At 51.1% G+C, this 25,690-nt stretch carries 27 protein-coding genes; 22 read left to right on the forward strand and 5 right to left on the reverse strand.

Annotated features, from left to right (window positions below; all coding sequences use genetic code 11):
- The first annotated feature begins 24 nt into the window (after nt 1–24).
- A complete protein-coding gene (locus tag ACF8PK_RS03840; protein WP_392440121.1) occupies nt 25–342 on the forward strand; it encodes a DUF1244 domain-containing protein in 318 nt (105 codons plus the stop codon).
- A gap of 102 nt (nt 343–444) precedes the next feature.
- Here the strand turns inward: ACF8PK_RS03840 and ACF8PK_RS03845 are convergent, their stop codons facing one another.
- From ACF8PK_RS03845 to flgA, 5 genes are all read right to left on the reverse strand, one after another.
- Nucleotides 445–1,302, reverse strand: coding sequence for a GyrI-like domain-containing protein (locus ACF8PK_RS03845; protein WP_044362028.1), 858 nt, complete (start codon nt 1,300–1,302; stop codon nt 445–447).
- Nucleotides 1,303–1,404: 102 nt separating this feature from the next.
- On the reverse strand, nt 1,405–2,049 hold the full coding sequence (locus ACF8PK_RS03850; protein WP_392440123.1) for a lytic transglycosylase domain-containing protein: 645 nt from the start codon (nt 2,047–2,049) through the stop codon (nt 1,405–1,407).
- 68 nt (nt 2,050–2,117) lie between these two features.
- Nucleotides 2,118–2,561, reverse strand: coding sequence for a flagellar export chaperone FlgN (gene flgN / locus ACF8PK_RS03855; protein ID WP_392440125.1), 444 nt, complete (start codon nt 2,559–2,561; stop codon nt 2,118–2,120).
- 22 nt (nt 2,562–2,583) lie between these two features.
- Entirely contained in the window at nt 2,584–2,865 is a 282-nt protein-coding gene (gene flgM / locus ACF8PK_RS03860) for a flagellar biosynthesis anti-sigma factor FlgM (protein ID WP_004725067.1), read from the reverse strand.
- A 184-nt stretch (nt 2,866–3,049) separates the two neighbouring features.
- Nucleotides 3,050–3,745 (reverse strand): flagellar basal body P-ring formation chaperone FlgA, encoded by a 696-nt coding sequence (flgA, locus tag ACF8PK_RS03865; protein ID WP_392440606.1) that lies wholly within the window; start codon nt 3,743–3,745, stop codon nt 3,050–3,052.
- 180 nt (nt 3,746–3,925) lie between these two features.
- Between flgA and flgB the strand changes: the two genes are divergently transcribed.
- The 21 genes from flgB to ACF8PK_RS03970 all read left to right on the forward strand — a co-directional run bounded on the left by flgB (nt 3,926) and on the right by ACF8PK_RS03970 (nt 25,686).
- The gene (gene flgB / locus ACF8PK_RS03870; protein WP_004725069.1) at nt 3,926–4,288 is read left to right on the forward strand and encodes a flagellar basal body rod protein FlgB; all 363 of its coding nucleotides are present in this window, start codon (nt 3,926–3,928) and stop codon (nt 4,286–4,288) included.
- A gap of 2 nt (nt 4,289–4,290) precedes the next feature.
- Nucleotides 4,291–4,725: a flagellar basal body rod protein FlgC gene (gene flgC, locus ACF8PK_RS03875; RefSeq protein WP_004725070.1), complete on the forward strand. Its 435-nt coding sequence runs from the start codon at nt 4,291–4,293 to the stop codon at nt 4,723–4,725.
- Nucleotides 4,725–5,405 carry a flagellar hook assembly protein FlgD gene (gene flgD, locus ACF8PK_RS03880; RefSeq protein WP_004725071.1) on the forward strand — a complete coding sequence of 227 codons (681 nt, stop codon included), beginning with the start codon at nt 4,725–4,727 and terminating at the stop codon, nt 5,403–5,405. The genes flgC and flgD overlap by 1 nt, the downstream gene beginning before the upstream one ends.
- Before the next feature lie 28 nt (nt 5,406–5,433).
- On the forward strand, nt 5,434–6,630 hold the full coding sequence (gene flgE, locus ACF8PK_RS03885) for a flagellar hook protein FlgE (RefSeq protein WP_392440129.1): 1,197 nt from the start codon (nt 5,434–5,436) through the stop codon (nt 6,628–6,630).
- An 11-nt stretch (nt 6,631–6,641) separates the two neighbouring features.
- Nucleotides 6,642–7,373, forward strand: coding sequence for a flagellar basal body rod protein FlgF (locus ACF8PK_RS03890; RefSeq protein ID WP_392440131.1), 732 nt, complete (start codon nt 6,642–6,644; stop codon nt 7,371–7,373).
- A 27-nt stretch (nt 7,374–7,400) separates the two neighbouring features.
- Nucleotides 7,401–8,186 (forward strand): flagellar basal-body rod protein FlgG, encoded by a 786-nt coding sequence (flgG, locus tag ACF8PK_RS03895; RefSeq protein ID WP_004725074.1) that lies wholly within the window; start codon nt 7,401–7,403, stop codon nt 8,184–8,186.
- Between the two features lie 29 nt (nt 8,187–8,215).
- The gene (gene flgH, locus ACF8PK_RS03900) at nt 8,216–8,887 is read left to right on the forward strand and encodes a flagellar basal body L-ring protein FlgH (protein WP_004725075.1); all 672 of its coding nucleotides are present in this window, start codon (nt 8,216–8,218) and stop codon (nt 8,885–8,887) included.
- Nucleotides 8,887–10,008: a flagellar basal body P-ring protein FlgI gene (locus tag ACF8PK_RS03905; protein ID WP_222759129.1), complete on the forward strand. Its 1,122-nt coding sequence runs from the start codon at nt 8,887–8,889 to the stop codon at nt 10,006–10,008. The genes flgH and ACF8PK_RS03905 overlap by 1 nt, the downstream gene beginning before the upstream one ends.
- Nucleotides 10,005–10,529: a rod-binding protein gene (locus tag ACF8PK_RS03910; RefSeq protein WP_392440134.1), complete on the forward strand. Its 525-nt coding sequence runs from the start codon at nt 10,005–10,007 to the stop codon at nt 10,527–10,529. The genes ACF8PK_RS03905 and ACF8PK_RS03910 overlap by 4 nt, the downstream gene beginning before the upstream one ends.
- 5 nt (nt 10,530–10,534) lie before the next feature.
- Nucleotides 10,535–11,908, forward strand: coding sequence for a flagellar hook-associated protein FlgK (gene flgK, locus ACF8PK_RS03915; RefSeq protein ID WP_392440136.1), 1,374 nt, complete (start codon nt 10,535–10,537; stop codon nt 11,906–11,908).
- Between the two features lie 9 nt (nt 11,909–11,917).
- Nucleotides 11,918–12,817, forward strand: coding sequence for a flagellar hook-associated protein FlgL (gene flgL / locus ACF8PK_RS03920; RefSeq protein ID WP_004725079.1), 900 nt, complete (start codon nt 11,918–11,920; stop codon nt 12,815–12,817).
- Between the two features lie 11 nt (nt 12,818–12,828).
- Entirely contained in the window at nt 12,829–13,869 is a 1,041-nt protein-coding gene (locus ACF8PK_RS03925; protein ID WP_392440138.1) for a flagellin, read from the forward strand.
- A gap of 1,081 nt (nt 13,870–14,950) precedes the next feature.
- Nucleotides 14,951–15,244: a hypothetical protein gene (locus ACF8PK_RS03930; protein ID WP_068717146.1), complete on the forward strand. Its 294-nt coding sequence runs from the start codon at nt 14,951–14,953 to the stop codon at nt 15,242–15,244.
- A gap of 98 nt (nt 15,245–15,342) precedes the next feature.
- On the forward strand, nt 15,343–17,079 hold the full coding sequence (locus tag ACF8PK_RS03935; protein ID WP_392440140.1) for an ATP-dependent endonuclease: 1,737 nt from the start codon (nt 15,343–15,345) through the stop codon (nt 17,077–17,079).
- 674 nt (nt 17,080–17,753) lie between these two features.
- The gene (gene kduI, locus ACF8PK_RS03940) at nt 17,754–18,593 is read left to right on the forward strand and encodes a 5-dehydro-4-deoxy-D-glucuronate isomerase (protein WP_014204716.1); all 840 of its coding nucleotides are present in this window, start codon (nt 17,754–17,756) and stop codon (nt 18,591–18,593) included.
- 71 nt (nt 18,594–18,664) lie between these two features.
- Nucleotides 18,665–19,654, forward strand: coding sequence for a TRAP transporter substrate-binding protein (locus tag ACF8PK_RS03945; protein WP_392440142.1), 990 nt, complete (start codon nt 18,665–18,667; stop codon nt 19,652–19,654).
- Between the two features lie 55 nt (nt 19,655–19,709).
- Entirely contained in the window at nt 19,710–20,237 is a 528-nt protein-coding gene (locus tag ACF8PK_RS03950; protein WP_004725085.1) for a TRAP transporter small permease, read from the forward strand.
- A 9-nt stretch (nt 20,238–20,246) separates the two neighbouring features.
- Nucleotides 20,247–21,554: a TRAP transporter large permease gene (locus tag ACF8PK_RS03955; protein ID WP_014204717.1), complete on the forward strand. Its 1,308-nt coding sequence runs from the start codon at nt 20,247–20,249 to the stop codon at nt 21,552–21,554.
- Nucleotides 21,555–21,668: 114 nt separating this feature from the next.
- Nucleotides 21,669–22,433: an IclR family transcriptional regulator gene (locus ACF8PK_RS03960; RefSeq protein ID WP_004725087.1), complete on the forward strand. Its 765-nt coding sequence runs from the start codon at nt 21,669–21,671 to the stop codon at nt 22,431–22,433.
- A gap of 734 nt (nt 22,434–23,167) precedes the next feature.
- On the forward strand, nt 23,168–24,685 hold the full coding sequence (locus tag ACF8PK_RS03965; protein ID WP_392440146.1) for an SIR2 family protein: 1,518 nt from the start codon (nt 23,168–23,170) through the stop codon (nt 24,683–24,685).
- A 104-nt stretch (nt 24,686–24,789) separates the two neighbouring features.
- Nucleotides 24,790–25,686 carry a hypothetical protein gene (locus ACF8PK_RS03970; protein WP_392440148.1) on the forward strand — a complete coding sequence of 299 codons (897 nt, stop codon included), beginning with the start codon at nt 24,790–24,792 and terminating at the stop codon, nt 25,684–25,686.
- Nucleotides 25,687–25,690 lie beyond the last annotated feature (4 nt).

Raw genomic sequence — 25,690 nt, forward strand, 5'->3', positions numbered from 1 at the left:
GGGCAAGAACGAAAGGAAAGTCACGTGGCCGAATTCAAATACAAAAATCTGACTCAGGAAGAACAGGACAAAATCGATGCGGCGGTCTTTCGTCGTCTGCTGGCGCATCTGGATGACAACAAAGATGTGCAGAACATCGACCTGATGATACTGGCGGGCTTCTGCCGTAACTGTTTCTGCAAATGGTATGAGTCGGAAGCGAAAGAGATGGGGCTGGCGCTCAACATCGACGATGCACGCGAGCGTGTGTACGGCATGACGTACGATGAGTGGAAAAACAACCATCAGCCGAAAGCGACACCCGAGCAACTGGCCGCGTTTGAAGCGCGTCAGAAGAAGTAATGTGAAAGCCGCCATTTCTGGCGGCTTTTTCTTTTCTATCCAGCAGCAACTGACTATTCGTTTCAATATCAGTCACTTCAATGTCAGCCGCTTCAACGTAAGTTATTTCAACGGCAGATAGATGTCGGTTTGCAAGTCACACTCATCCACTTCGTGGATCAGATTCAGATAGTGGAAGAAGCATGGGTAATCACGCAGCTCTTCACCGCTTTGCGGTAACCAGTCGCGATACAGCGCGTACACACTCTGACTGATCGCATCATGGCTGCCGTGATGGCGCAGCACTGCGCAGCGTCCGGCCGGAATAGCGCCATTTTTCACGCCGTAGTCATTGTCTTTGACGGGCTGGCTGACGCTGCCAGCGATATCAAAGCGAAACAGCGCTGGCTCGGTTTCGTTGGGATCACTGTAAGGAATGCCGTAGGTGGCGCTGGTGGTCACCGGCGATTCACCACTGGCGCGTCGCCAGGCAATAAACTGCGCGGCGGTATCGAGCACCTGCTCGGGGGCACCACAATGTTCGATGTAGGCGATGCGGGTTTCGGCAAAATGAATAATGTTCACGTCCACAAGGTTGACTCCTTTTGCGGGGATTTCAAATTGAAATTGCGAGTGCCATTGCTGCCACTCAGGCTGATTTCTAAAACCGGACGGAGACTGACCAAACGTGCGTGCGAAGGCTCGGGCGAACGCTTCAGGGCTGTCGAATTGAGCTTCCAGCGCGATATTCAGTACGCTGATGCCAGGTTCAAACGCCAGTCGGTAAGAGGCCCGCTTGAGCCGCGCTAAGGTGAGATATTTGGCGGTGCCGACACCGATCTGCGCTTTGAACATGCGGTGAAAGTGGTACTTGGAACAGTGCGCCAGCGCGCTCAGTTGTTCAAGCGACAACTCGTCATCCAGATGGCGATCGATGTAGTCACACACGCCTTGTATCCGCGAATGCAGCGAATGGGTCATCACATTTCTAATCCTGTTTGAGAAAACAAAGCCATGGTCGCATTCAGGGCCGTGAAGATCCTGACCGAAATTGCGCACTTTGCGCCAAGCTCGCTTGAAGTCTTACAACTTAACCAGTGGCGGCAGTGGTTGCAAATTGATCAGTGCCTGACGGGTGATGGCCGGTGGGCTGCTAAACAGCATCAGCGGCTGGAAGGCGGCGTGGTTGAGCGCCGTGACATCAATTAACTGGGTGAGCGCGTAAAAGCGCTGCACATACTGGCGGGTTTCTTGGGGCAGTGACAGACGATGAAACTCACGACTGCCTGCGCGTTGAATGGCGCGCGCGACCCGTCCTTCACCAGCATTGTAAGCCGCCAGGGTTAACGCTAGGTCGCCGCCGAATTTGCGGTGTAAAAACGCCAGATAGTTCAGCGCCGCATCGGTGCTGGCGAACACATCCAAACGTTGATCGTTCGGGGCGGTTTGCAAACCGTAACGCTGGGCGGTGGCCGGCATCAATTGCCACAATCCGCGCGCGCCAGCGTGAGAAATCGCATTCGGATCAAACGACGATTCCAGCATTGGCAGCAGCGCCAGTTGCTGTGGCAGCTTTTTATGGTCTAACTGATTGAAAATATGCGCCAGTAGCGGCTGATAGGTCTCCAGACGTGACTCAATCTGACGTTGATAGGGCGACAGCAGGGCGCGCTGCGAGGCAATCGCGTCATCCAACGAGCGTGCGGTGGTGTGAGCACTCAACAGCAATAAAAGGAAGCTCCCTGTCAGCCGGTACAACTTGGAGTGGGATTGATGGCATAACAGGGAGCGTAATTTCATATCGCGTCGGCGATGCGTTCTTCGTAGGTCGGTGACGGCTGGGTCAGTTCGCTCAGCAGTTCATGGAACGTGGCGGAGCTCAGACCGTTATCCTGATTGAGGCGCTGACATTGCTGAATCAACACATTCAGCACCTGCCACTGCTTTTCAATGCGTGTTCGTAAGCTGGCGGGCAGCGCACTGAACAGGCGTAACACGCCTTTGTCGCTGTTGGGCAGCGCTAAGCGTTGTAAGCATTGCGTTCGGTGCGACGCATTGCGGTGCAGTTGGTTCAGTACCGGCACTTGCTGGCGAATGTTTTTGCCCAGCGCATCGCCGTTAAATTGCAGATACAGCGCTTTTTGCTCGGTCAGCAGCGTATGCAACTGGCGATAAAGCTTCAGGTCTTCACTCATGGTGAACATAAAACTTTGCATCAGTTGTCCGCGGTTCGAGGCCATGATCTGCTCCTTGCGTGCCGGTTTATTCGTGTCCGGTGTGGAATTGCATCAGCGCCTGAGACAGCGCTTTACTGTCGAGGCTTAACTCGCCGCGCGCCAGTGCAGCGCGCACTTGTTCCACTTTTGCCATATCGACATCCGGCAGTGCCGCCAGTTCAGCCTGTGCTTTTTCCAGTGCCACGGTATTGGCATTCAGCGCGGGCTCGCTCACAGACGTGGCTTGGCTTGGCGCAACGGTTTTTTTGCTTGCTTGCTGGAATGTGGTGTGTGGGACGTGGCCGCCCGAGACCTTATCAATTTTCATCAGCTTGATGTCCTCAATCTTCGTCGTCACTGGTAACAGGCGACCAAGAGCAGGGCAGAGTTAAATGCACAAAGCGAATTTGTGCAAAAAAATGAATGACTGAAAGTTTGTACTCGAAATCCGGGGCGGATTTCGAGCGCCACAATGAAAAAGTGTTACCTTCAGTCAAAATTTGCAGCCTGAATCAGAACTGAGTGTGCACCTGATTCAGCCCGGTCACCACGGCGTGCACCACGCTTTGCGAGGCACTGTTTTGCACTTCGATTTGATCCCCGCGCCCGCCATCTTCCAAGGCGACGCCTTTGGTGCTGGCATTCACCCCGTCTTTCGCGGCGATGATCACCACCTGATTACCCTTGATGACCAACGGTGGCTTGCTGACTAAGGTCGGATCGAGAATTTGTCCGGCGCGCAGGCGGCGGTTGACTTCCAATCCGCTCGCTTCATCGATACGGGTGAAAAAATCATCCTGACGCGTGAGGATGCGGTCTTCCAGGGCCAGCATGGCAGGCTCTAAGCGCCCGCCACGTGCCAGCGCCGTTTGCGTGACGACCACCGGCAGGGTGAGCGACGCTTTGATGGTGACGTTAATCCGCCATGCGGCATCACCTTCCTCGCAGCGTACCATGCGTTTGAGATGGCCGACGGGCAGCAGTTGGTTATCACGCCCAGTGACGATCAGCGGCGCCTGACATTTCGGCAGGTGACTGGCTGCGCCCGGAATCCAGAGTTGCCACTGCGCCTGGTACGGCGGCCATTCGCGCTGCGCCGCAAGCTGAGCGATTTCCTCGTCGAGCGAAGCTTGCACTGCGTGGCGAATCTGCATTTCTGAGCGATTTTCCTGCGCCGTGACTGGCAGTGCTAACAGCAACGCCAGCATCAGTACCAGGTTCCTCCGCGCAGAGGAAAAAATCGTTTCCCCTTGGCGTAATCGCGCTTCCGATAGGCGGAAGTTGCGTTTCCTTTCTGATTTATAAGTCATTGTTTTTAATTGAATAATTTTATGGCATGCATCTTGTTTCGTCTAAACGCACCTTGAGCCGACTTGTAAGGAACAGACATGGCCATTTCATTTGAAACCGCGTTAGGCGTTCACCCGGAGGCACTGAATTTTCGCGTTCAGCGTACCAAAGTCCTCGCGAGCAACCTAGCAAATGTTGACACCCCGGGATACCTGGCCAAAGACCTGACATTTAAAACCGTCATGAGTACGGCCGGTAACCGCGGCGTCAATCCGGGCATTCCGGAATGGCAGGTGGAATCTCAATATTCGATTCCTTACCAGAACAGCAAAAACGGCAACACCGTTGAGCTGGGGGTCGAGCAAGCCAAGTTCACGCAGAACAACATGGATTTTCAAACCAGCCTGACATTTCTCAATATGAAATTCAACGGCTTAGCGAAAGCGATTGAGGGACGTTAATCATGCCTTTTACTGATATTTATTCGATTGCCGGTTCGGCGATGACCGCTCAGACCGTTCGTCTGAACACGGTCGCGAGTAACCTGGCGAACGCCGATGCGGTGTCGGCCAATCCGGACGACGCCTACCGCGCGCTGAAACCGGTCTTCGCCACGGTGTACAACAAAAGCCAACTGGCAACCGGCGATAACGTGTATCCAAGTGCGGAAGTGCGCATCGTCGACGTGGTGCAGAGCGCGGGTCAGGCGGAAAAGCGTTTTGAGCCGCACAACCCGTTGGCCGATGGCGATGGCTACGTGTACTACCCGGATATCGACGTGGTGGCGGAAATGGCCGACATGATGTCCGCGACGCGCAGTTTTGAAACCAACGTCGAAGTGCTGAGCAACGTGAAAAGCATGCAGCAAGGGCTGCTCAAACTGGGGCAGGGTAGCTGATGAGCATTGCACAATACACCGCCTTGTCGGGTGATACGTCCGGCAGCGCAACCACCACCAACACCGGTATCAGCAGCAATGGTTTAGATGCCAACGATTCGACCTCGCTGCAAAACGAATTCATTTCGTTGATGGTGGCGCAGATTCAAAATCAGGATCCGCTGAACCCGCTGGATGGCACCGAATACGTGGGCCAGCTCGCGCAATTTTCTCAGGTGCAGAGCATGGAGAACATGTCGAGCCTGATGCAAAACAGCATGGTGCTGCTCGACAACATGCAAGTGCTGTCGACCGCGGGTCTGGTTGGTCAGACGGTCTACGTCTCCGGGAACGAATTTGAACTCACCGACGCGCCGCAAAGCGGCAAAGTGGCACTCGATTACGCATCCAGCCAGGTCAATCTGGTCATCGCGGATGAGTTCGGTCAAACCACCAAGCTGCCACTGGGCGCGCATCCGGCGGGCGATGTCGATTTCACCATCGATCCAGAAGCGCTGGGCCTGAAGCCCGGCAACTACACCGTCAGTGTCGAAGTACAGGACGGTCAGTCGTCACCGAATGTATTGCTGGCCGGCACGGTTGAACAAGTGCGCATTCCCAGCACTGGCGGTTCGGCCATGGTGAACATTGCCGGTGTCGGCAGCGTGCCTTTCTATCAAATCACCCAATTTGGTGCCTAAACCCAAACAAGGAAACAGAGGTTAATTTATGAGTTTTAATATTGCTCTCAGCGGCTTGGATGCAACCAACACCGAACTGAACACCATCAGCCATAACATTGCCAACGCATCGACTTACGGTTTTAAAGGCGCGCGTACCGAATTCTCTGCGGTGTACAACGGCATGCAGCCGGGCGGCGTGGAAGTGGCGTCGATTTCGCAGAACTTTGATAAGAATGGCTCCGTAACCGGTACAGGCCGTGCCATGGATTTGGCGATCAACGGCAGCGGCTTTTTCGTCACCAAAGACAGCATGGGCCAAACGCTGTATACCCGTTCGGGCGTGTTTGGCACGGATAAAGACAACTACGTGGTCGGCAACACCGGCGCCAAGCTGCAAGGTTACAGTGTGGATGGCAACAACAATCTGTTGAGCGGCTCGGTGGGCGACATCAAGCTCAGCACTTCATCGCTGTCAGCCAAAGCGACCGACTCACTGGAGTTTGTTGCCAACTTTAACGCCAGCGCGGACGCGATTGACCAAACGGTGTACCCGTTTGATCCGGCCGATCCGAATTCATTCAACTCCTCTTACACCTCCAAAGCATACGACTCGCTGGGCAACAGCCACACGGTGACGCAGTACTTCACCAAAACCGCGGACAACACTTGGGAAGTGAACGTGCAGGTCGACGGCGCGGCGACAGCAAGCGCCACGGTGCCAGTCACGTTCAATACCGACGGTACACTGAGCTCACCCACTGGCAGTTTTAACGTCGCGTTTCCGGCCGCAGGCGCCAATGCGATGAGCATTGATGTCAGCCTGACCGGCAGCACCCAGTTTGGCGCCGATTTTGGCGTGAGCACCAACAACCCGAACGGCTACACCTCCGGTGAGCTGGCAGGCGTGCGAGTGGAAGGCAACGGCATGGTTTACGCCACCTACACCAACGGTGAATCACAGCTGCAAGGTCAGGTGGTGCTGGCGAACTTCGCCAACCCACAAGGTCTGGCCAAAGTGAGCGGCACCGCGTGGACGCAAAGTTTCAGCTCTGGTTCGCCGACGGTCGGCGTACCGGGTACCGGCACACTGGGCGATTTGACGCCAGGCGCACTGGAAGGATCGAACGTTGACCTGACCAGCGAACTGGTGAGTCTGATGACCGCGCAGCGTAACTATCAGGCCAACGCCAAAACCATCTCGACCGAAGACAAGCTGACTCAAGCGCTGTTTAACGCGATCTAACGGAGCCGACGATGGATAGTTTGCTGTTTACCGCCACCTCCGGTGCGAGCCGGGTTCTCAAAGCGCAGCACGTGCGTTCGAACAACTTATCGAACGCCGATACCGCGGGTTTTCGTGCGGATATGGAACGCGTGCGCAGCGTGCCACTGCAAGGTTCGGGTTTCGATGGCCGCACCATGGTCGTCACCAATTCGGCCACAACCCGTTTCGACACCGGTGATGTGGTGAAAACCGGACGTCCGCTCGATGTGGCCGTGATGGGCGACGGTTACCTGACGGTGCAAACCCCGGAAGGCGGCGAAGCCTACACCCGCGCGGGCAATATCGCGGTGGATGTGAATGGCGCGCTGAGCATCAACGGTTTTGCGGTCATGGGCGAGAACGGCGCGTTAGTCCTGCCGGATTTTCAGAAAGTGGAAGTGAGTGAACGCGGCCGCATTTCGGTGATTCCGCCGGGCGGCGGCGCTGAAATTGAAGTCGGTACGCTCAAGCTGGTGAAAGCCAACGACAACCCCCTGCAAAAAGAGCGCGACAGCCTGCTGCACACGGTGGATGGCGTGCCGCTCGCGGCGGACAACAGCGTGCAACTGGCACCGGAACACATCGAAGGCAGTAACGTTTCCGCGATTGATGAACTGCTGAATGTGATGTCACTGACGCGCAACTTCGAAATGCAGATCCGCATGATGAAAACCGCAGAAACGTTGGCGCAAGCCGGAAACAAATTAATGAGCGCGCGTTAAGCGCTCGACCAATAAGGAGAGACTCCGATGCATTCAGCATTATGGGTAAGCAAAACCGGGATGGCGGCACAAGACACCAAAATGACCGCCATTTCCAACAACCTGGCGAACGTCAACACGGTCGGCTTTAAGCGTGATCGCGTGGTGTTTGAAGACCTGTTCTACAGCATTCAGCGTCAGCCGGGCGCACAGGTCGATCAGGTCAACGAGCTGCCAACCGGTGTTCAGTTGGGGAGCGGTGTGCGCGTGGTCGGCACCCAGAAAGTCTTCACTCAGGGCAACACGCAAAATACCGGTCAGGACTTGGATCTGGCGGTGATGGGTCAAGGCTTTTTCCAGATTGAAAACTCAGACGGCCAGATCATGTACAGCCGTAACGGCCAGTTCCACGTCAACTCGGAAGGCTTAATGGTGAACAGTCAGGGCCTGCCGCTGCAACCGCAAATTCAGGTGCCGGACGATGCGATTTCGCTGTCCGTTGGCGTCGATGGCACGGTGACGATCACCACCGCCGCTGATTCCACACCGCAGGAACTCGGTCAGATCACGCTGGCAAAATTCATCAACCCAGCCGGTTTGGAAGCGCTGGGCGGTAACTTGTTCCGTGAAACCGAAGCCAGTGGCGCAGCCGATGAGCTGATTGCCGGTGAAGATGGCGTCGGCAGCATCAAACAAGGTGTGCTGGAAGGCTCCAACGTGCAGGTGGTGGAAGAGATGGTCGACATGATCACCACGCAGCGCGCCTACGAAATGAACGCCAAAGTGGTCTCGGCCGCCGATGACATGCTCAAGTTTGTAGCGCAGTCGGTGTAAGGATGAATCAAGCGATGAAGGAAAGCGTGATGGCAAAGTTGAGCAAAGTCGGGCTTCTGAGCGTGCTGATTCTGGCCGGATGTGCCGGACGGGACGAATTCACGCCGCCGTCTCCGGACGAAGAAAAATACGGCCCGCCAACGCTGGATTACTCTCTGCCTGCCGCCCAGTCGGGCAGCCTTTATCGTCATCAATACGCGATGACCCTGTTTCAGGATCGCCGCGCTTACCGCGTGGGCGATGTTCTGACGGTGCTGTTGGCGGAAGAAACCCAGTCGAAGAAAAGCGCCGATACCCAATACGGCAAAACGTCCAGTGTCGGCCTGAGTGCGCCGGTGGTCGGCGGTAAAACGGTCGACAAACTGGCAGCCTCGATTGACGGCGATCGCAGCTTTGACGGCAGCGCGTCCAGCTCACAAGGCAACAAGCTGGAAGGGGCGATCACCGTGACAGTCAGCGAAGTGCTGCCCAACGGCGTGATTCGTATTCGCGGCGAAAAATGGATTCGCCTCAATCAGGGCGATGAGTTCATCCGCCTGACCGGCATTGTGCGGGTGGACGACATCAGCCGCAATAATCAGGTCTCTTCGCAGCGCATCGGCGATGCGCGCATTACCTATTCAGGCCGCGGCGCACTGGCAGACAGCAACGCGTCCGGCTGGCTCACTCAATTCTTCAACAGTCCATGGATGCCATTTTGATGAAACAACGCAACACCTTCTTCACCACGGTTTTGCTGGCGCTGACGCTGGGGCTTGCAACCACCGCCAAGGCGGAAGTGGAAATTCCGATCATGGATTTGGTCGACGTGCAGGGGATTCGTGAAAACCAACTGGTGGGTTACGGCTTGGTGGTGGGCCTTGACGGTCAGGGCGATCGCAATCAGGTCAAATTCACCGCGCAATCCATCACCAACATGCTGCGCCAGTTTGGGGTGCAGATTGATGAATCCACCGACCCGAAACTGCGTAACGTGGCCTCGGTCAGCGTGACCGCGACCGTCGATCCGATGGCAGGTCCCGGTCAGACGCTCAATATCGTGGTCTCCTCAATCGGTGATGCCAAAAGCCTGCGTGGCGGCACACTACTGCTGACGCCACTGCGCGGTATCGACGGTGAAGTGTACGCCGTGGCGCAGGGCAACGTGGTGGTCGGCGGCGTGTCGGCCGAAGGTCGCAGCGGCTCAAAAATTGCGGTCAACACACCGACATCCGGCCGCATTCCGAATGGCGCGACGCTGGAGCGCGAAATTCCGACCGACTTTAACGATCGCGACACCGTGACGCTCAACCTGCGTGAGCCAAGTTTTACCACCGCGAAAAACATCGCGCGTGAAATCAACGACACCTTTGGCCCGCAAGTGGCGGTTGCCATCAACAAAGGCCGCGTCGAAATGCGCGCACCGAAAGATACTCAGCAGCGCGTGATCATGATGTCGATGCTGGAAGAGATGAGCGTGATGGAAGGCCGCAAGCCAGCCCGCATCGTGTTCAACTCACGCACCGGTACGGTGGTCATCGGGAAGAACGTCAAAGTCGGTCAGGCGGCGGTCAGCCACGGCAACCTGACGGTGAGCATCACCGAATCTCAACAGGTCAGCCAGCCGAACGCGTTCGCCAGCGGCGATACCCAAGTGGTCGATCAATCCCAAATCGACATCAACGAAGACAACGCGCAGATGGTGATCTGGCCGGAAGGCACGGAACTCAACACCATCGTGAATGCGGTCAACAGCCTCGGGGCAACACCGACCGATTTGATGTCGATTTTACAAGCCTTGCATGAAGCCGGGGCGCTCAACGCAGAGTTAGTGGTCATATGAAGATTGATACGGGAAGCGACAGCAGTTCAGTAAATTCAGTGCTGTATCACGACAACAACGCGCTGGCGAACATCAAAAATGCCGCCGACAAACACGCCGCGCTGGAAACCGTAGCGGGTCAGTTCGAGGCGATGTTTCTCCAACTGGTGCTGCGCCAGATGCGCAGTTCCAGTGATGTGATGGCCGATGAAGACAGCCCGTTTAACAGCAAGCAGCAGGGCGTATTCCGCGACATGTACGACGGCCAGTTAGCGATTGAGATGGCGAAAAAGCAGCGCTCTGGCATTGCCGATATGCTGGTCAAACAGCTCAGTCCGGTGGTTGATGGTGCGGGCTCCAATGTGGTCGAACTGGCCGCTGCGGCGGAACGGGTATCACACAATCGCAGCGCCGCCTCCAATGCAGTTAACCATGCAGTAAATAATGCCGCCGATGCGGTCGCCTCTCTTTCTCAGGAAACCACCAAAGTGGCGGTGACGAATGCTTTTAGTCAGCCACTGATTAGACCTTTGGAGCGATAACGGACATGAACCTCGTCAACATTGCCTTAAGCGGACTCAATGCCAACCGTGTCGCACTCGATGTGACGGCGCAGAACGTCGCCAACATCAATACGCCGGGATACAGCCGCCAACAGGCGCTGATGGCCTCAGTCGGTGGTGCGAAATACGACAATCTGAGCGCAGGCATGGGGGTAGAAGTGACCAGTATTCGCCGAGTCACCGATCAGTTTTTGGTGAAGCAAACCTGGTCAACCGGCAGCGTGGCGTCTTACGCGTCGCGTTACACCAGCAGCATGAGTTATCTGGAAAACACGCTCGGCGCTGACGGCTTTAGCCTCTCTGCCGGTCTGGATAACCTGTTTGCGGCGCTGCACGATGCAACGTCCAAACCGGAATCGGTGCCGCTGCGCCAACAAATCATCAATGAAGCGGAAGCGCTGTCGCGCCGTTTCAACACGCTGACCGAGTCGATGTACAACCAACACAAAGACATGAACGATCAGCGCACGGCCGCCGTCGCGCAGGCCAACAGCGTGATGGCCAATATCGCCGAAGTGAACAAACAGATCGTCGAGCTGAAAGGCACCGGCGGTAACCCGGCGCAATTGATGGACACCCGTGATGCGCTGGTGGGCGAACTGGCGAAAATCGTTGAAGTAAAAACCACCGATCAAGCCGACGGCAGCATGCAAGTGACCCTGACATCCGGTCAGCCGCTGGTGATGGGCAGTGAACACGGCACGTTGAAAGCGATTCCCGATCCGAGCGATGCCTATCTCGCGACCATGCAAGTCGAATTTGGCAAGCAGAGCTTTGCTATTCCGGGCGATCTCGGTGGTGAGCTGGGCGCGATTAACGAATATCAAACCGACGTGCTCAAGCCGTACATTACGGCGCTCAACGACATGGCGCAATCCATGGCCGATTCGTTCAATACCGAACTGGCGCTGGGTTTGGATCTCAACGGCCTGCCGGGTAAGGCGCTGTTTAGCTACGATCCGGCCAACCCGTCATCGAGCCTGACCATCACCGACATCACGCCGAACGAACTGGCACTGTCGGGCGACGGCAATCCGGGGAACAGTGACAACCTGACGGCGCTGATCGCCATCAGTAATCAGGCATTCTCGATCAGCGGTTTTGGGTCGTTGTCACTCAACGATGCGTTTACCGGCATGGTCGGTGAAGTGGCTATCAAAGCGCGTCAGGCCGATTCCGATTATCAGGCCAAAAACAGCATGAACGAGCAAGCGGTCGCCGCACGCGACAACATCAGCGCGGTCAACAGCGATGAAGAAGCGGCCAACCTGATGACGTTTGCCAACGCACACAACGCCAACATGAAAGTGATCAGCACTGCGAATCAGTTGTTCGATTCCGTACTGCAATTATTCTAAGGAAAGGCCATGAGAATCAGCGATACCCAATTTAGCCAGATGATGCTGCAAAGCTTGCAGCTCAACAACGCCGGCCTTGGCAAAGTGATGCAGCAGATGTCGACGGGCGATCGCCTGACCAAGCTTTCGGACGATCCGATGGCGTCGATCAAACTGCTGAACCTTGACCGTGAAGGCAGCGCGATTGAGCAGTATCAGGCCAACATCGCCAACGTGAAAACCACATTGTCGAGTCAGGAAGTGTATTTAGATTCCGTCAACGAAAGCCTGAAAAGCATTCGTGAACGGGTGTTGTGGGGCGCCAACGGCACCATGACCACCGACGATCGCGAAGGCATCGTGACGGAGCTGAAAAGCCTGCGCGATTCGATTGCGTCATCGTTCAATGCGCAGGACGAAGAAGGCCACTTTCTGTTTTCCGGCACCGCAACCAGCACCGCCGCGCTGGATAACTCCGGCGGCAGTTATGTGCTGCAAGGCAACAGTGACAAGCGCGTGGTGACGGTGGCCAAAGGCGTGACCATGGAATCGAACATGACCGCGCAGGATATTCTCGATTTGGGCGGCGGCAGCAATGTGCTCAACACGCTGGATGCGTTGATCAGTGAGTTTGAAGCACCGACCGCCAACTTTCGTACCGAAGTCGACAACACATTAGCCGCCGTCGACAGCACACTCAACAACGTGTTGGCGGCGATGACCGAAATCGGTGGCCGTCACAACAACCTTGATCTGCTCGACAGCGCACACGGCGACAACAAACTGTTTGTCGACAAAGTCACCAGCGATCTGTCGGCGCTGGATTACGGCGAAGCCTCGGTGCGTTTAAGCAATTATATGGCCGCGCTGCAAGCGACGCAGGCGAGCTATGTGAAAATCGACGACCTGTCGCTGTTTGACCGAATTTAGGAATGTTCAGTATGGCAATGAGCACAGTGGAAGTTCGTCCACACGGCATTCGATTGACCGGACAGGAGCAGGCCAGCATTACGCCGTCGCGCTCCTCCGATTCGGCCCGTTTACCGGCCAGACCAACCCGCACGCTTCAGGCTGACACCACGTCAGCCTATTCTGTTTCTGGCGTCCTGCTAACTCAAGGGCAACAACAAGCCACTTCGGTGCAAATCGCCTCCAAATCGCTGCAATTTGTCGGCAAAGAACTCACCACCATCAAACGGGGTCTGACGCAGGCGATGACGCAAGGCGCCGACAACGTGCCGAACCTGAAAGAGACATTAACCCGTTCCAAAATGACCATTGAAGCGGTGCTGGATCAGGCGCGGTTTGATGGTCAACGCGTGGTGGATAACGAGCTGAATCTGAAACTCGACCGCGCTGACATTCGCCGTTTCTCGATTCCGGGGCTGAACGTCAACCGCCTCAAAGAGAAAGCCGAGCAGATTCGTCTCGATTTCCCGCAAGGCAATTCGGTGATGATTCAGTTCGATGGTCAGTCGGATGGCAGTAAAACGGTCAAAATGTTGGATCGCAGCCTGATCCCGCTCGGGATGCGCGCCAGCGTGACGCAAGATGGCACCATTGTGTTTGAAGCCAAAGAGTCGGCGTACAAACAGATGAAGCAAAAGGTGATGGTGACAGGGCAAGGCCACCGTTTCCCGGCCGGGCAAGCCAACACACTCAACCTCAAATCCGAGCCGGACGGCATTGCCGAGCTGCGCTTTGATTTAAGCTCGCGGGATGGCATCAAGCAGGGCATTGCCAAGGTCAACCAGCATTTGGCGCAGGCACAAACCAGCCTGGAGCAGGCACGCCAATACCACAGCGAACTCAATACTCAAATGCAGACGCTGCGTAGCCAGACGCGTCTGCTGTCGAGCGAGCAAACCACGGAGAAACTGACGCAGTTTCATGCGGCGGCGGATCAATTTGCGTCGACTTATCAGGCGCTGAACGCGCAGGCGAATGTGCGTCGTCATACGGTGGTGGCGTTATTGCGGTGAGTTGCTGATTTTTTGTGGATGTTTAAGGGAGAAGGCCATCGTTTGATGGTCTTTTTTTGTTTTTGGGGAATGGGGATTTGGTAGTCGTTTTTGTTATCTAGTGGTAGGGATGGGGTTTGTCGCGTTTTGCTTTTAGGGAAATAGGCGGCTTGCGGTGTGACGCGCCAGTCACTCTTTGCTGGCACAAAGAGTAACCAGAAAGTGCCTTGAGTTTGTGGTCGCTGTCCGGGGCGGTTTTAGGCGTTCCCGATGCCGAAAACCTAAAAATTCTTCCATGAATTTTTCCCTATGGATGAGGGGGATAGGGCGTTTCGTTGGTGTTGCATGGGTTTAATACTTACGGTCTGTGCAGGATGGTTGGTTGTTATGCTATTTGAGGTTTGTCGCGTTTTGGTTTTAGGGAAATAGGAGGCTTGCGGTGTGCCGCGCCAGTCACTCTTTGCTGGCACAAAGAGTAACCAGAAAGTGCCTTGGGTTTGTGGTCGTAGGCCGGGACGTTTTTAGGCGTTCCCGACGCCGAAAACCTAAAAATTCATCCATGAATTTTTCCCTGTTGATAGGCGAGTAGGTAGTTTCTTTGGTGTTGCATGGGTGATCGTTTCGGTATGTGCGGGATGGTTGGTTGTTTTGCTATTTGAGGTTTGTCGCGTTTTGGTTTTAGGGAAATAGGAGGCTTGCGGTGTGCCGCGCCAGTCACTCTTTGCTGGCACAAAGAGTAACCAGAAAGTGCCTTGGTTTTGTGGTCGTAGGCCGGGACGGTTTTAGGCGTTCCCGACGCCGAAAACCTAAAAATTCATCCATGAATTTTTCCCTATTGATACGCGAGTCGGTAGTTTCTCTAGCGTTGCATGGGTTTGATACTTACGGCACGTTTTGGCGGTTGGGGTTTTGACTGGTTTGTATTAGTGACTGATGATGTACATGGTTTTGTTCGATGTTGAATAGACTGATTCTGTGTTTTTTGAGAGTTATACAGATAGGGGCTGCTTAATAACGGCTGTTATGTTTTTCTCTGCTTCATCGAAATAAAAATACGTAAATATACTTGATGGATATTTAAAATTCCTTTTGGGAGGAGCTTATGGGTCACAACGATTGGCATGAAGATGATGGTTTTTCCGATTTTCTTGGTCAGCTTATAGATATGGGACATCTTGAAGGAGCTGCGCTGGGAATTACTAAACAGGTTATGGATCAAGGTGTTGATAGCCTATCAGCGAAGCAAACATTTGTTTTTAATAAAGAAGTGTTGGAACCGTTTTCCCGAAGTTGTAAACGTTGTGGTGCCAGTATTCCGTGGTCTGAAATGTATGATGCCGTATTCGAACATGGTTTATGCAATTGGTGTTGGCACATGACAACTAAAGATGATTAAAAACATAACAAATTACTGCACCGGAAAAATAACTCGCTGGCGCTCGTCATTTTCCGGTGAGTAAGGCGTTATAAGAAATCAGTTGGTAAGGTAATAATATGTCTCACTATATAAAAAATATAGAAATTCAGAATTACAAATCTTGTAAAGAATTGACAGTGACTTTGACACCATACACTCCTTTAGTCGGTTACAACAATGTCGGTAAATCGAACATTCTTAGTGCACTGGAGTGGCTGGTAAAAGACAAACTGTTAGCTGAAAGTGATTACAATGATGTCAATCTACCCGTTATTATTGAAGGTGAAGTTGTTGGCGTCACCGAAGATGTACTGCAACGTCTAAATGAGGAGCATCGAGAACCACTTAGACCATATATCGAAAATGGTGTGGTTAGAATAAAAAGAACTCAGCCGGCCAATGCAACCAAAAAAACAGAAATTAATCTCGAAATTTTCAATTTCGAAAGAGGGCGATATGCTCGAAACCCAAGAGGTATTTGGAATGCTATCAAATCATTGTTTCCAGAGCCTATTAAGGTTGGAGCTATGGAGAATGCCGCTGAAGATGCGGGAAAGGCAAAAAGTACTTCTACTATTGGTAAGTTATTAAAAGAACTTAGTACCTCATTAGCAGAAAACCATGCTTCTGTTGTTAACAGGCACTTAAATGCAATTAGCCGCCGAATGGGTGCGGACGGAAATCGACGCTTGGATGAATTAGCGGAAATTGATGATTCAATAAACGAAAAGGTAGAGAACCTATTTCCTGGCATTAGTTTAAAACTTCACTTTGATGTTCCCGACTTTAATGAAATTTTCAATGCAGGTACAGTAAAGGTGTATGAAAACGATGCTGAAGGACGAGACGTTACCTCTTATGGTCATGGTGCTCAACGTTCGGTGCAGATGGCACTCATACAACACCTCGCTGAAATCAAGCAGAATGCTGAATCACCAACAACAACGCTGTTATTGATAGATGAACCAGAATTGTATTTACACCCTTTTGCTATAGAACAAGTCCGTGAAGCTCTACATGTGTTGTCGCAAAATGGATATCAAGTACTTTTTAGCACTCACTCGGCTCAAATGATTACTGCTGAACGCGCACAGCATACTTTATTCGTTCGCAAAACTCATGCTCAAGGAACACATATCAGAACACCTTTGAGAGATGCGTTGGAAAGAGCGGTTCCAAATGCAGAAGCACAAGCAGGTCACCTGTTCGCTTTAAGTCAATCAACACAAATCTTGTTTGCAAATGAAGTTGTTCTCACGGAGGGAAAGACAGAGCTAAGATTGCTCCCATTCTTGTACAAGCAGCTAAAAGGGAGAACTCTCGGTCAAAATAATGCAGCACTCATCGAAACGGGCTCTGTAGATAATATCGGCAAAACGATGAGCATATTGCATGAAATGGATCTTCCTTCGAAAGCTATTGTTGACTTAGATTATGTTTTCAAAGGCGCAATACATAACAACTATATTGACAGAGATGATGAGGACTTAGTTGTCTTGAGGGATCTGTTGCAAAGCTTATGTGATGACAATGTTATTGAGATGCGCGGTGACTTGCCCAATGCAAAGCATTGTGCAGTGATGGCTCAAGATATACGAAGTCATGATGCGATAAATTCTCTTCACAACAAACTACAAGCAAGGAATATCTGGCTTTGGAAGTTAGGGGCTATTGAAGCCCACCTTGGCCTGAGAGCAAAAAATGAGCATGAATGGGCTAGGTTTAAGGCTAATGCTGAGAATCCCGAAGTTGGTCTAGAGCAGGCTTGTGTTGATTTTATTGGTGTGCAGGAGTTGGTTGAGTGGCTTGAATAAATTCTTATAACAAACTATTCAAGAGTGATTCCCAACGCGTAACATTTTTTACTATGCATTGGGATTTTCCTCTCCAGTGCAGTCTCTATGTCTGTCTTTGTCTCCTTAATGAAATCAGCGTTGCCATTCAATCCCTTTTCACTAGGGAAAAATTCATGGATGAATTTTTAGGTTTTCGGCGTCGGGAACGCCTAAAACCGTCCCGGGCCACAACCAAAAATCCAAAGGCATTTTCTGGTTACTCTTTGTGCCAGCAAAGAGTAACTGGCGCGTGACAAACCAAGCTTCGTGACTCGATAACGTTAAAACGCGTCAAATCGCTGCCATCTCAATCAAATCGCTACCATCTCAGTCAAATCACTGCCATTTCAGTCAAACAGTCGTAATTGTTGGCAAACAAAAGCAGTAAGACGGATTCGCAACGCGTGGCGCTATCCTCATCAACGACAACTCCTCCCCCAAAGGCCATCCATCGATGGCCTTTTTTGTGCCTGTCGTTCCGATTTACCTGTTGCTTTCTTAACCAAATGGTCATTTTTTGTCACACTTCAAAAAAATAAACGCCGTTTCAATAATTATGATCGATTCGATCACAAATGATTTTATCTCATATATAAACGATATTGATCAAATATGAATGAGTGTTAGGCTACTTCCAACACCAGGAGGTTTCCATGCACACCAATTACAACAGCAATCCTTTGGATGCAAAAACGTACGATACCGACCGCTTGCGCGCGGAGTTTCTGACGGAAGAATTATTTAAAAATGATGAAATTACATTGGTTTACAGCCACATCGACCGCGTGGTGGCGATGGGCGTCAGCCCGGTTGAGCGCACGTTAAAACTGAATGATTTTGTCGATACCAAAGCCTTTGGCGTCGAGTTCTTCTTGCAGCGCCGCGAGTTGGGCGTGGTGAACTTGGGTGGTGCGGCGACGGTGAAAACGGCGGCGCAGGAATACACACTCAATCATCTTGATGCCCTCTATTTAGGATTGGGCGAGCAGGATGTGGAATTCACCTCGCTAAATGCGGCAGAGCCTGCAGCGCTTTACTGCCTGAGCGCGCCGGCGCATCACACCTATCCGTCACGCACCATTTTGCGTGAGCAAGCCCGCCATGTAGAGCTGGGGAGTAGCGAAAACGCCAACGCGCGCACCATCACGCAATACTTGCATCCCGACGTGCTGCCAACCTGCCAGTTGTGCTTGGGCGTGACGCATCTCAAACCGGGCAGCGTGTGGAACACCATGCCCGCGCACACCCACGAGCGCCGAATGGAAGCGTATCTCTATTTCAATGTTGCACCGCAACAAGTGGTTTTCCATTTCATGGGCGAGCCACAAGAAACCCGTCATATCGTTGTTCGCGACAAGCAGTTGGTTCTGTCACCCAGCTGGTCGATTCACTCCGGTTGTGGCACGCAAAACTACAGCTTTGTGTGGGGCATGCTGGGCGAAAACCAGACGTTCGATGATATGGATTTTGTGGATATGAACACCATCCGCTAACCCCACATAACAATACTAAGACAATACCAAGCACAGAGAACAATCACTGTACCTTACATGGAGTAATCAACATGCTGATGAACAAATCACTGAAAATTGCCACACTCGCTGCCGTTGTCGGATCTGCTTTAGGGTTTTCCAGCCTCGTGTCTGCGGCGACGGAAATCAAAGCGGCGTTTAACCAATCTGACAAACACCCTCAATATCAGGCGCTGCAAGAGTTCGGTCAGAAACTGAGCCAAGAAACCGATGGCCGTTACAAGCTGACGATTTACCCGAACGAACTGCTGGGCGACCAACGTGCGGCGCTGGAACTGGTGCAAAACGGTGCGATTCAAATGGCCGTGGTCGCGAACCCGCTGGTGGAAAACTATGACAAAACGTTCCGCATGATCGGCATGCCGTATGTGTACAGCGGCCCGGAGCATCAGGAAAAAGTGTTTACATCCGGCGTATTGGACGACCTGTTTGCTTCCACGCAGCGTTTTGGCTTTGAAGTGCTCACCGCGTACACCGCGGGTGCGCGCAGCATGTACACCAAAGGCGCACCAACGGAAACCATCGCCGACATGAAAGGCAAGAAAATCCGCGTGATGCAGTCCGACACCATGATCAAAATGCTGTCGTGCATGGGCGGAACGGGCGTCCCGATGAGCCAAGGTGAGGTGTATACCGCGGTTCAGCAGGGCGTATTGGATGGCGCGGAAAACAACGAAATCACCTATGCCGACCTGAAACAGTACGAAGTCGCGCCTTACTTTACCGCGACACGTCACCTGATGGTGCCGGACTTGGTGGTGATCAGCAGCTACTTCATCAACAGCATGCCGAAAGAAGATCAAGCGACGCTGCGTCGCCTTGCTAAAGAGAGCACACCCAACGAATTCAAACTGTGGAATGCGCAAATCGAACAAGCGAAAGCATTAGCGTCTTCGAAAGGGGCGACCTTCACCGAAGTCGATATCACGCCATTCCAGCAAAGCTGTCAGCAACTACAAAGCGATCTGGCGGAAACTGCCGCTCAGAAAACGCTGCTAGAGAAGATTGCCGCGCTGCAATAAGCCGTTTGAACGTTTGAGGGCCGGAGTGCGCTTCGGCCCTGTCAGGGTGAAAAATATGTCAGAACAGCAAAAGCACGGCTTGATTGCGAAAGTCGACACCTTAAAACATTGGGTAGATAAACTGCTGTCGTGGATCTGCATCGCCATTGTGGCCTCAATGACGCTCTTGGTGACGTATCAGGTGGTGGTTCGCTACCTGTTTAACAGTCCGAGCGCGGTGAGCGAAGTGTTGTCGCGTTATCTGTTTATCTGGTTGATCTTATTTGGATCAGCGTATGTGTTTGGCCTCAAAGAGCACATGGCCATCAATTTTGTAAAACAAAAATTTGCCGAGAAAACCCAGATCGTGCTGGAGATGTTGATCGAGCTGGTCACGGTGGTGTTCGCGATTTCAATCATGATCATCGGCGGTTACAACAGTTCAGTGCGCCAAATGTGGCAAATGGACTCGGCGCTGCAAATTCCCATGGGCGTGATTTATGCGGCGATCCCCATCAGTGGCGCGTTGATGGTGTTTTATTTCCTCTACAACGAAATGCACCTGTCGATTCGACTCAAACAACTCATTCAGACCAACTCGTAGGAGCCTAGGATGGATTTAGCTCTCACAGCGTCGCTGATTATGTTTTGTGGCGTGATTTTCTTCTTGGTGATTGGCGCGCCAATTGCGATCAGCGTCGGGATTTCCTCGTTCGCGGCCATGCTGGTGATTTTGCCGGGGCAGGGCGCGATGGTGACATCGGCGCAGCGGATGTTTGTCGGCTTGGACTCGTTTGCTTTGCTGGCGATTCCGTTCTTTATTCTCGCCGGCAACATCATGAACAACGGCGGTATCGCGATACGGCTGATTAACTTCTCCAAAATTGTCAGCGGCTTCTTTCCGGGGTCATTGGCGCAAACCAACGTGGTGTCGAACATGCTGTTTGGTTCGATCAGTGGCTCGGGCGTGGCCTCGGCCGCAGCGGTCGGCGGCATCATGTCTCCGATCCAGAAAAAAGAAGGCTACGACACTGCATTCAGCACCGCGGTGAACATTGCCTCGGCACCGACGGGCATGTTGATTCCACCCAGCAACACTTTGATTGTGTATGCGACCGTGGCGGGCAGCGTGTCAGTTTCGGCGCTGTTTATGGGCGGTTATGTGCCGGGCATTTTATGGGGCTTGGGCGTGATGATTGTGGCGGGCATTATGGCCAAACGCCGCGGTTACATCGCCAAAAACAGCATGACGCTGAAAGACTGCGTGAAAGTGACTATGGACGCGATTCCGAGCCTGTCGCTTATCATCGTGGTGATTGGCGGGATTCTTGGCGGCATCTTTACCGCGACGGAAGCCTCGGCGATTGCGGTGGTCTACTCGCTGTTTCTCAGCCTTTGTTATCGCGCGCTGGATTTACGCAAGCTGCCAGAAATCTTCCTCAATACTGCGAAGATGTCGGCAATTGTTATCTTCATGCTGGCAACGTCTTCGATTATGTCGTGGGTGATGGCGTTTACGCAGATCCCGGGCATGATCGCCGATGGGTTGATGTCGCTAACCGACAACCCGATCATCATTTTGCTGATCATCAACTTGGTGCTGCTGTTTGTCGGCACGTTTATGGACCCAACGCCCGCGGTGCTGATTTTCACGCCAATCTTCCTGCCGATTTGTGTCAGCTTGGGGATGGATCCGGTGCAGTTTGGTATTTTGCTGGTGTTTAACCTGTCGCTGGGCACCATCACACCGCCGGTTGGGCCGATTCTGTTTACCGGCTGTAAAGTCAGCGGGATCAGCATCGACCACGTCATTAAAACGCTGCTGCCGTTCTTCTTGGTGATTGTGTTTGTATTGGGCTTGGTCACGTATATTCCGGCCATTTCCATGACGCTGCCAGAAATGATGGGGCTGATTAAATAGACCCTGAGCAAGCACTCATGGTGTGGGTGCTTGCCGTTGAACAAGCGCGGCGTGCAATAGCGGCCGCGCGCGGCTTGTAGTACTCTTAGGCGGTCGTGTTGAGTAAGAATTCCTATGGAAAGCAATAAGAAAACAGAATATCGAGCGCCTGCGTTAGAGAAGGGGCTTGAGATCCTCGAACTGCTGGCCGAGCAGTCAGAACCGCTGTCGAAAAAGCAGATCGCAGAAAAGCTAAACCGCAGTATTAATGAAATCTTTCGCATGTTGTCGGTACTGATGGAGCGGCAATATATCGAGTACGACAGCGAAACGTCGTGCTATTCGCTCACGCTGAAGATGTTCGCACTCTCCAACCAACACCCGCCGATTGCGCAGCTGCTTAAACGCGCCAACCCGCTGATGGAAGCCTTGTGTCACAAGGTGAATCAATCGTGCCATTTGTGCAGTTACAAAAATGGTGAGCTGCTGGTGATTGCCCGCGAAGAGAGCCCGTACAAAATGGGATTCAGCCTGCGTTTGGGCTCGAAGATTGATATCTGCTCGTCGGGGTCGGGGATTGTGCTGCTCAGTTTCAGTGAAGCAAAGCAGCGAAAAGAGATCCTCAAAAAAGCACGCGCCACGGCTGATGAAGTGGCACACGCGCTAAGCCACATCGACAAAACGGTCGAGCAAGGGTTTTACATCGGCGAAAGCCCGCAGATCTCCGGGGTGACCAACATCAGCGTGCCGATTTTCGGCGTGCTGGGGGAAGTGATGGCGGTGATCACGGTGCCGTACATGACGCTGAACTCCAATACGGTGCATCACCACATTGAGGATATTGAACACACCAAGACGCAGTTGTTAAGTGTGGCGGGGCAGCTGAGTCAGAATTTGTGAATGGGGTGTTTTGGAAGGGGAAGGCCATCGATTGATGGTCTTTTTTTTGTCTTTTTAGTGCGGGGTATGGTGGTTTGTTGCTTTAGGTTTGTCGCGTTTTGGTTTTAGGAAAATAGGCGGCTTGCGGTGTGACGCGCCAGTCACTCTTTGCTGGCACAAAGAGTAACCAGAAAGTGCCTTGGGTTTGTGGTCGTAGGTCGGGACGGTTTTAGGCGTTCCCGACGCCGAAAACCTAAAAATTCTTCCATGAATTTTTCCCTGTTGATGAGAGGGATAGGGCGTTTCGTTGGGGTTGCATGGGGGATAGTTTCGGTATGTGCGGAATGGTTGGTTGTTTTGCTATTTGAGGTTTGTCGCGTTTGATGTTCATCGAACCTCGCTGCTTGGTTTATCACGCGCCAGTCACTCTTTGCTGGCACAAAGAGTAACCAGAAAGTGCCTTGGTTTTGTGGTCGCAGGCCGGGACGGTTGTAGGCGTTCCCGACGCCGAAAACCTAAAAATTCATCCATGAATTTTTCCCTATGGGTGAGGGGGATAGGGTGTTTCGTTGGTGTTGCATGGGTTTGATACTTACGGCACGTTTTAGCGCTCGGGGTTTTGACTAGTTTGTATTAGTGATTGATGATGTACATAATTTTGTTCGATGTTGAATAGACCAATTCTGTGTTTTGTTTGATAGTTTCTATAGATACGGTCTGCTTACTAACGGCGGTTATGCTTTAATGGGATACTTATGAGTTGTATTGAACAATTATCTGAAGAAGCAAAGCAGAGCCTTTTTGCATCTGTGTTTACCGAAAACTATTTCTTTTGGGTAGGTTCAGGTTTTTCATATAATTTTGGATATGGAAGTTGGGGGGATGTTCTTGTAGAGATAAGCAAGAAAATTGAGTATCCATTAGTATTGGATTTGAGCAATCCTCTTAAGGCTGCCGAGCTGCTTTACTCTTTTGCTAGAACTCATCACAATCATTCCGAATATGAGTTTAATTCGCTTGTATCAGAGTCTCTATTAAACCTCAAAAAGGAGACTGCTGATCCAAGTTGGATACGACGCTTCCGAGCACTTGCTCCTAACATGATAATCACTACTAACTGGGACAATGTACTCGAAAATATCTTTGATGGATTAGCTAATGTTGTTGTTAGAAAAGACTCGTGCCCTAAAGTCGCCAGCAATGGAAAAAATATATTCAAAATTCATGGAGATTTAGGTCGTCCAGATTCGATAGTCGTAACCCAAAGTCAGTACTTTTCGTTTCAACGTGAAGATACTTATTTGAATCGTAAAATTTACACACTATTCTCGGAGGCATCTCCGATATTTATCGGCTATAGCTTAACGGATCCAAATATCGGCTTTCTCTATGACGAAGTTTATGCTGATTTGGGTGAAGAGAAGCCTCCCGCGTTTATGATTGTTCACCCAAGTGTAAGTGATAATGTGTTGGAAGAGTCTCGATTACTATTCCAGGATAAAAACATCTTTATCATAAAATCAGAAATAGGTGAGTTTCTCGAAGATCTCGCTAAAGAGTATACAGAGTACAAAAAATCAAATAGGCGTTTTTTAATCCAATACAAAAATATTGAAATGCGCTTGAGGGAGCTCTCTACAAAAATCGTAGAAAATAAGCCGATGACTGATGAAGATATTCTCAATAGCTTCAACAACAAAGAATCTCGAGATCAAGCGATTTCTGCACTAGTCGAAATTTTATCTTATCCAGTACTATATAAAGAGTTTGGCGGTGAATTACTACAACCCGAAAATAGAATGTCATACAGAGAGGTTGACCAGTTCATTCAAACTATTGTGACTATCTCTAATAAGAGTCGTTATCCTTCTGAAGAAGTTCGCGACCAGTTTCATATGTCGGTTCTAAAGGCATGTTCAAAAACAGATGGGGTATGGGACTTTTATACTGCTAGCAAGCCTTTCTTGAATGTTTTAAGAATATCTCCACTTCCAGACTCGCCAGTTTTTAAACCTAGAATCCATCATATTATTGATATTCTGCGTTGGTCGGCACCATCAGAACGCGGTAAATGTTGGTCAACTTGGCGTACTTTTTGTGACCATTTTGAGTGGCTATCTAATAGTGATATTGATGCAATGCTCAAGTACTTGGAAGCTGATGATAGACTTAATATGAGATCCTCAGACGTCCGTTGGCTGGACAAGCTAAAAACTAGTAAGCATTGTAGTGAAGCACTCAAATTAAGAATTGATGAACTAATTAAAACATAACAAGGCGTTTCAATTGACAAAATATATGTCACGAATTTTGCTTCGCAAAATGTAGTGCCATATATTTTGCAACTGTTCTTAGCGTTAGTTCTAGGAGTATGTTAGTGGGTGATTATAACTCAATAATAAATAAAGAAGAGTTAGCTAAAAGTCTGGCTAGGTATGAATATACGCTTACTCAATTAGTAGATCTTGGACTCAATGTGAACCCAAGTCGCTTAAAGAAGTACATTGAGCCGTATAATCAAATGATTACGAGATGGGGGACTGAGTCCATCTCGTCTATCGTCAATAATAAACAATACGCTAGTGCTCTCTTTGAAGTACACCAAATGATCGAGATAGGCGAAAAGTTACTAGAGCTTAAGCATGATAATTTAACAGCGGCTTTAAAAAAAACCTTATCTGGTGATGAGTTATATAGCGTTGATGCGCAGAAAGAGAAAACTAACTCTGCTCGGAATTTTTCTTTTGAATTATTTATGGCGCGATATTTCAAACGGGCAGGGTACGACTTGAACTTTGACACAATTTCAGACATAAATGCCACAGATGAACAAGACTCCATATTTATTGAATGTAAACGACCTGCTAAAGAAGAGACAGTTGGTCCAAACATCCAAACAGCTCTAAAACAAGCCATCAAGCGTTTTGACCCTAATGATAAAAGAAACCAAAAGGGTATTGCTGCAATTGACATTACTGCTTTAATTAACCCTGAGCATGAATTTTTAGTCCCGAATGATCTATATTTTATCTCAGATGTACTAAAAAATGCAGATCACGCATATGCTCCTACTTTTCAGCAAGCATTCTCAGAGTATGGGTCTGACTGTTTGTCTATAATTATTTACTTCTGTTTTCCAGTATTCCAGCTTAAAGATGAAACTATTGGGATTTATGACAGGTGCTTTTCTATTCCAATTTATCATGAAGGTAGTTCATCTGAGGACGTATTCCTTCGATTGAATGATAAATTAATGACTTCTGTAGGAAAATAGAACT

The sequence above is a fragment of the Vibrio sp. CJQ_6 genome (assembly GCF_043106745.1).
Classification (GTDB): domain Bacteria; phylum Pseudomonadota; class Gammaproteobacteria; order Enterobacterales; family Vibrionaceae; genus Vibrio; species Vibrio furnissii.

What these genes read in the sequence shown, in the direction of transcription:
- ACF8PK_RS03925 (WP_392440138.1), top strand. Translation starts at nt 12,829, where the DNA reads ATGGCAATGAGCACAGTGGAAGTTCGTCCACACGGCATTCGATTGACC.
- flgG (WP_004725074.1), top strand. Translation starts at nt 7,401, where the DNA reads ATGCATTCAGCATTATGGGTAAGCAAAACCGGGATGGCGGCACAAGAC.
- ACF8PK_RS03960 (WP_004725087.1), top strand. Translation starts at nt 21,669, where the DNA reads ATGGAAAGCAATAAGAAAACAGAATATCGAGCGCCTGCGTTAGAGAAG.
- flgH (WP_004725075.1), top strand. Translation starts at nt 8,216, where the DNA reads ATGGCAAAGTTGAGCAAAGTCGGGCTTCTGAGCGTGCTGATTCTGGCC.
- ACF8PK_RS03955 (WP_014204717.1), top strand. Translation starts at nt 20,247, where the DNA reads ATGGATTTAGCTCTCACAGCGTCGCTGATTATGTTTTGTGGCGTGATT.
- flgD (WP_004725071.1), top strand. Translation starts at nt 4,725, where the DNA reads ATGAGCATTGCACAATACACCGCCTTGTCGGGTGATACGTCCGGCAGC.
- flgA (WP_392440606.1), bottom strand. Translation starts at nt 3,745, where the DNA reads ATGCTGGCGTTGCTGTTAGCACTGCCAGTCACGGCGCAGGAAAATCGC.
- flgC (WP_004725070.1), top strand. Translation starts at nt 4,291, where the DNA reads ATGCCTTTTACTGATATTTATTCGATTGCCGGTTCGGCGATGACCGCT.
- ACF8PK_RS03905 (WP_222759129.1), top strand. Translation starts at nt 8,887, where the DNA reads ATGAAACAACGCAACACCTTCTTCACCACGGTTTTGCTGGCGCTGACG.
- ACF8PK_RS03910 (WP_392440134.1), top strand. Translation starts at nt 10,005, where the DNA reads ATGAAGATTGATACGGGAAGCGACAGCAGTTCAGTAAATTCAGTGCTG.
- ACF8PK_RS03945 (WP_392440142.1), top strand. Translation starts at nt 18,665, where the DNA reads ATGCTGATGAACAAATCACTGAAAATTGCCACACTCGCTGCCGTTGTC.
- kduI (WP_014204716.1), top strand. Translation starts at nt 17,754, where the DNA reads ATGCACACCAATTACAACAGCAATCCTTTGGATGCAAAAACGTACGAT.
- ACF8PK_RS03950 (WP_004725085.1), top strand. Translation starts at nt 19,710, where the DNA reads ATGTCAGAACAGCAAAAGCACGGCTTGATTGCGAAAGTCGACACCTTA.
- ACF8PK_RS03890 (WP_392440131.1), top strand. Translation starts at nt 6,642, where the DNA reads ATGGATAGTTTGCTGTTTACCGCCACCTCCGGTGCGAGCCGGGTTCTC.
- ACF8PK_RS03965 (WP_392440146.1), top strand. Translation starts at nt 23,168, where the DNA reads ATGAGTTGTATTGAACAATTATCTGAAGAAGCAAAGCAGAGCCTTTTT.
- flgL (WP_004725079.1), top strand. Translation starts at nt 11,918, where the DNA reads ATGAGAATCAGCGATACCCAATTTAGCCAGATGATGCTGCAAAGCTTG.
- flgB (WP_004725069.1), top strand. Translation starts at nt 3,926, where the DNA reads ATGGCCATTTCATTTGAAACCGCGTTAGGCGTTCACCCGGAGGCACTG.
- ACF8PK_RS03930 (WP_068717146.1), top strand. Translation starts at nt 14,951, where the DNA reads ATGGGTCACAACGATTGGCATGAAGATGATGGTTTTTCCGATTTTCTT.
- flgE (WP_392440129.1), top strand. Translation starts at nt 5,434, where the DNA reads ATGAGTTTTAATATTGCTCTCAGCGGCTTGGATGCAACCAACACCGAA.
- ACF8PK_RS03845 (WP_044362028.1), bottom strand. Translation starts at nt 1,302, where the DNA reads ATGACCCATTCGCTGCATTCGCGGATACAAGGCGTGTGTGACTACATC.
- flgN (WP_392440125.1), bottom strand. Translation starts at nt 2,561, where the DNA reads ATGGCCTCGAACCGCGGACAACTGATGCAAAGTTTTATGTTCACCATG.
- ACF8PK_RS03935 (WP_392440140.1), top strand. Translation starts at nt 15,343, where the DNA reads ATGTCTCACTATATAAAAAATATAGAAATTCAGAATTACAAATCTTGT.
- flgK (WP_392440136.1), top strand. Translation starts at nt 10,535, where the DNA reads ATGAACCTCGTCAACATTGCCTTAAGCGGACTCAATGCCAACCGTGTC.
- flgM (WP_004725067.1), bottom strand. Translation starts at nt 2,865, where the DNA reads ATGAAAATTGATAAGGTCTCGGGCGGCCACGTCCCACACACCACATTC.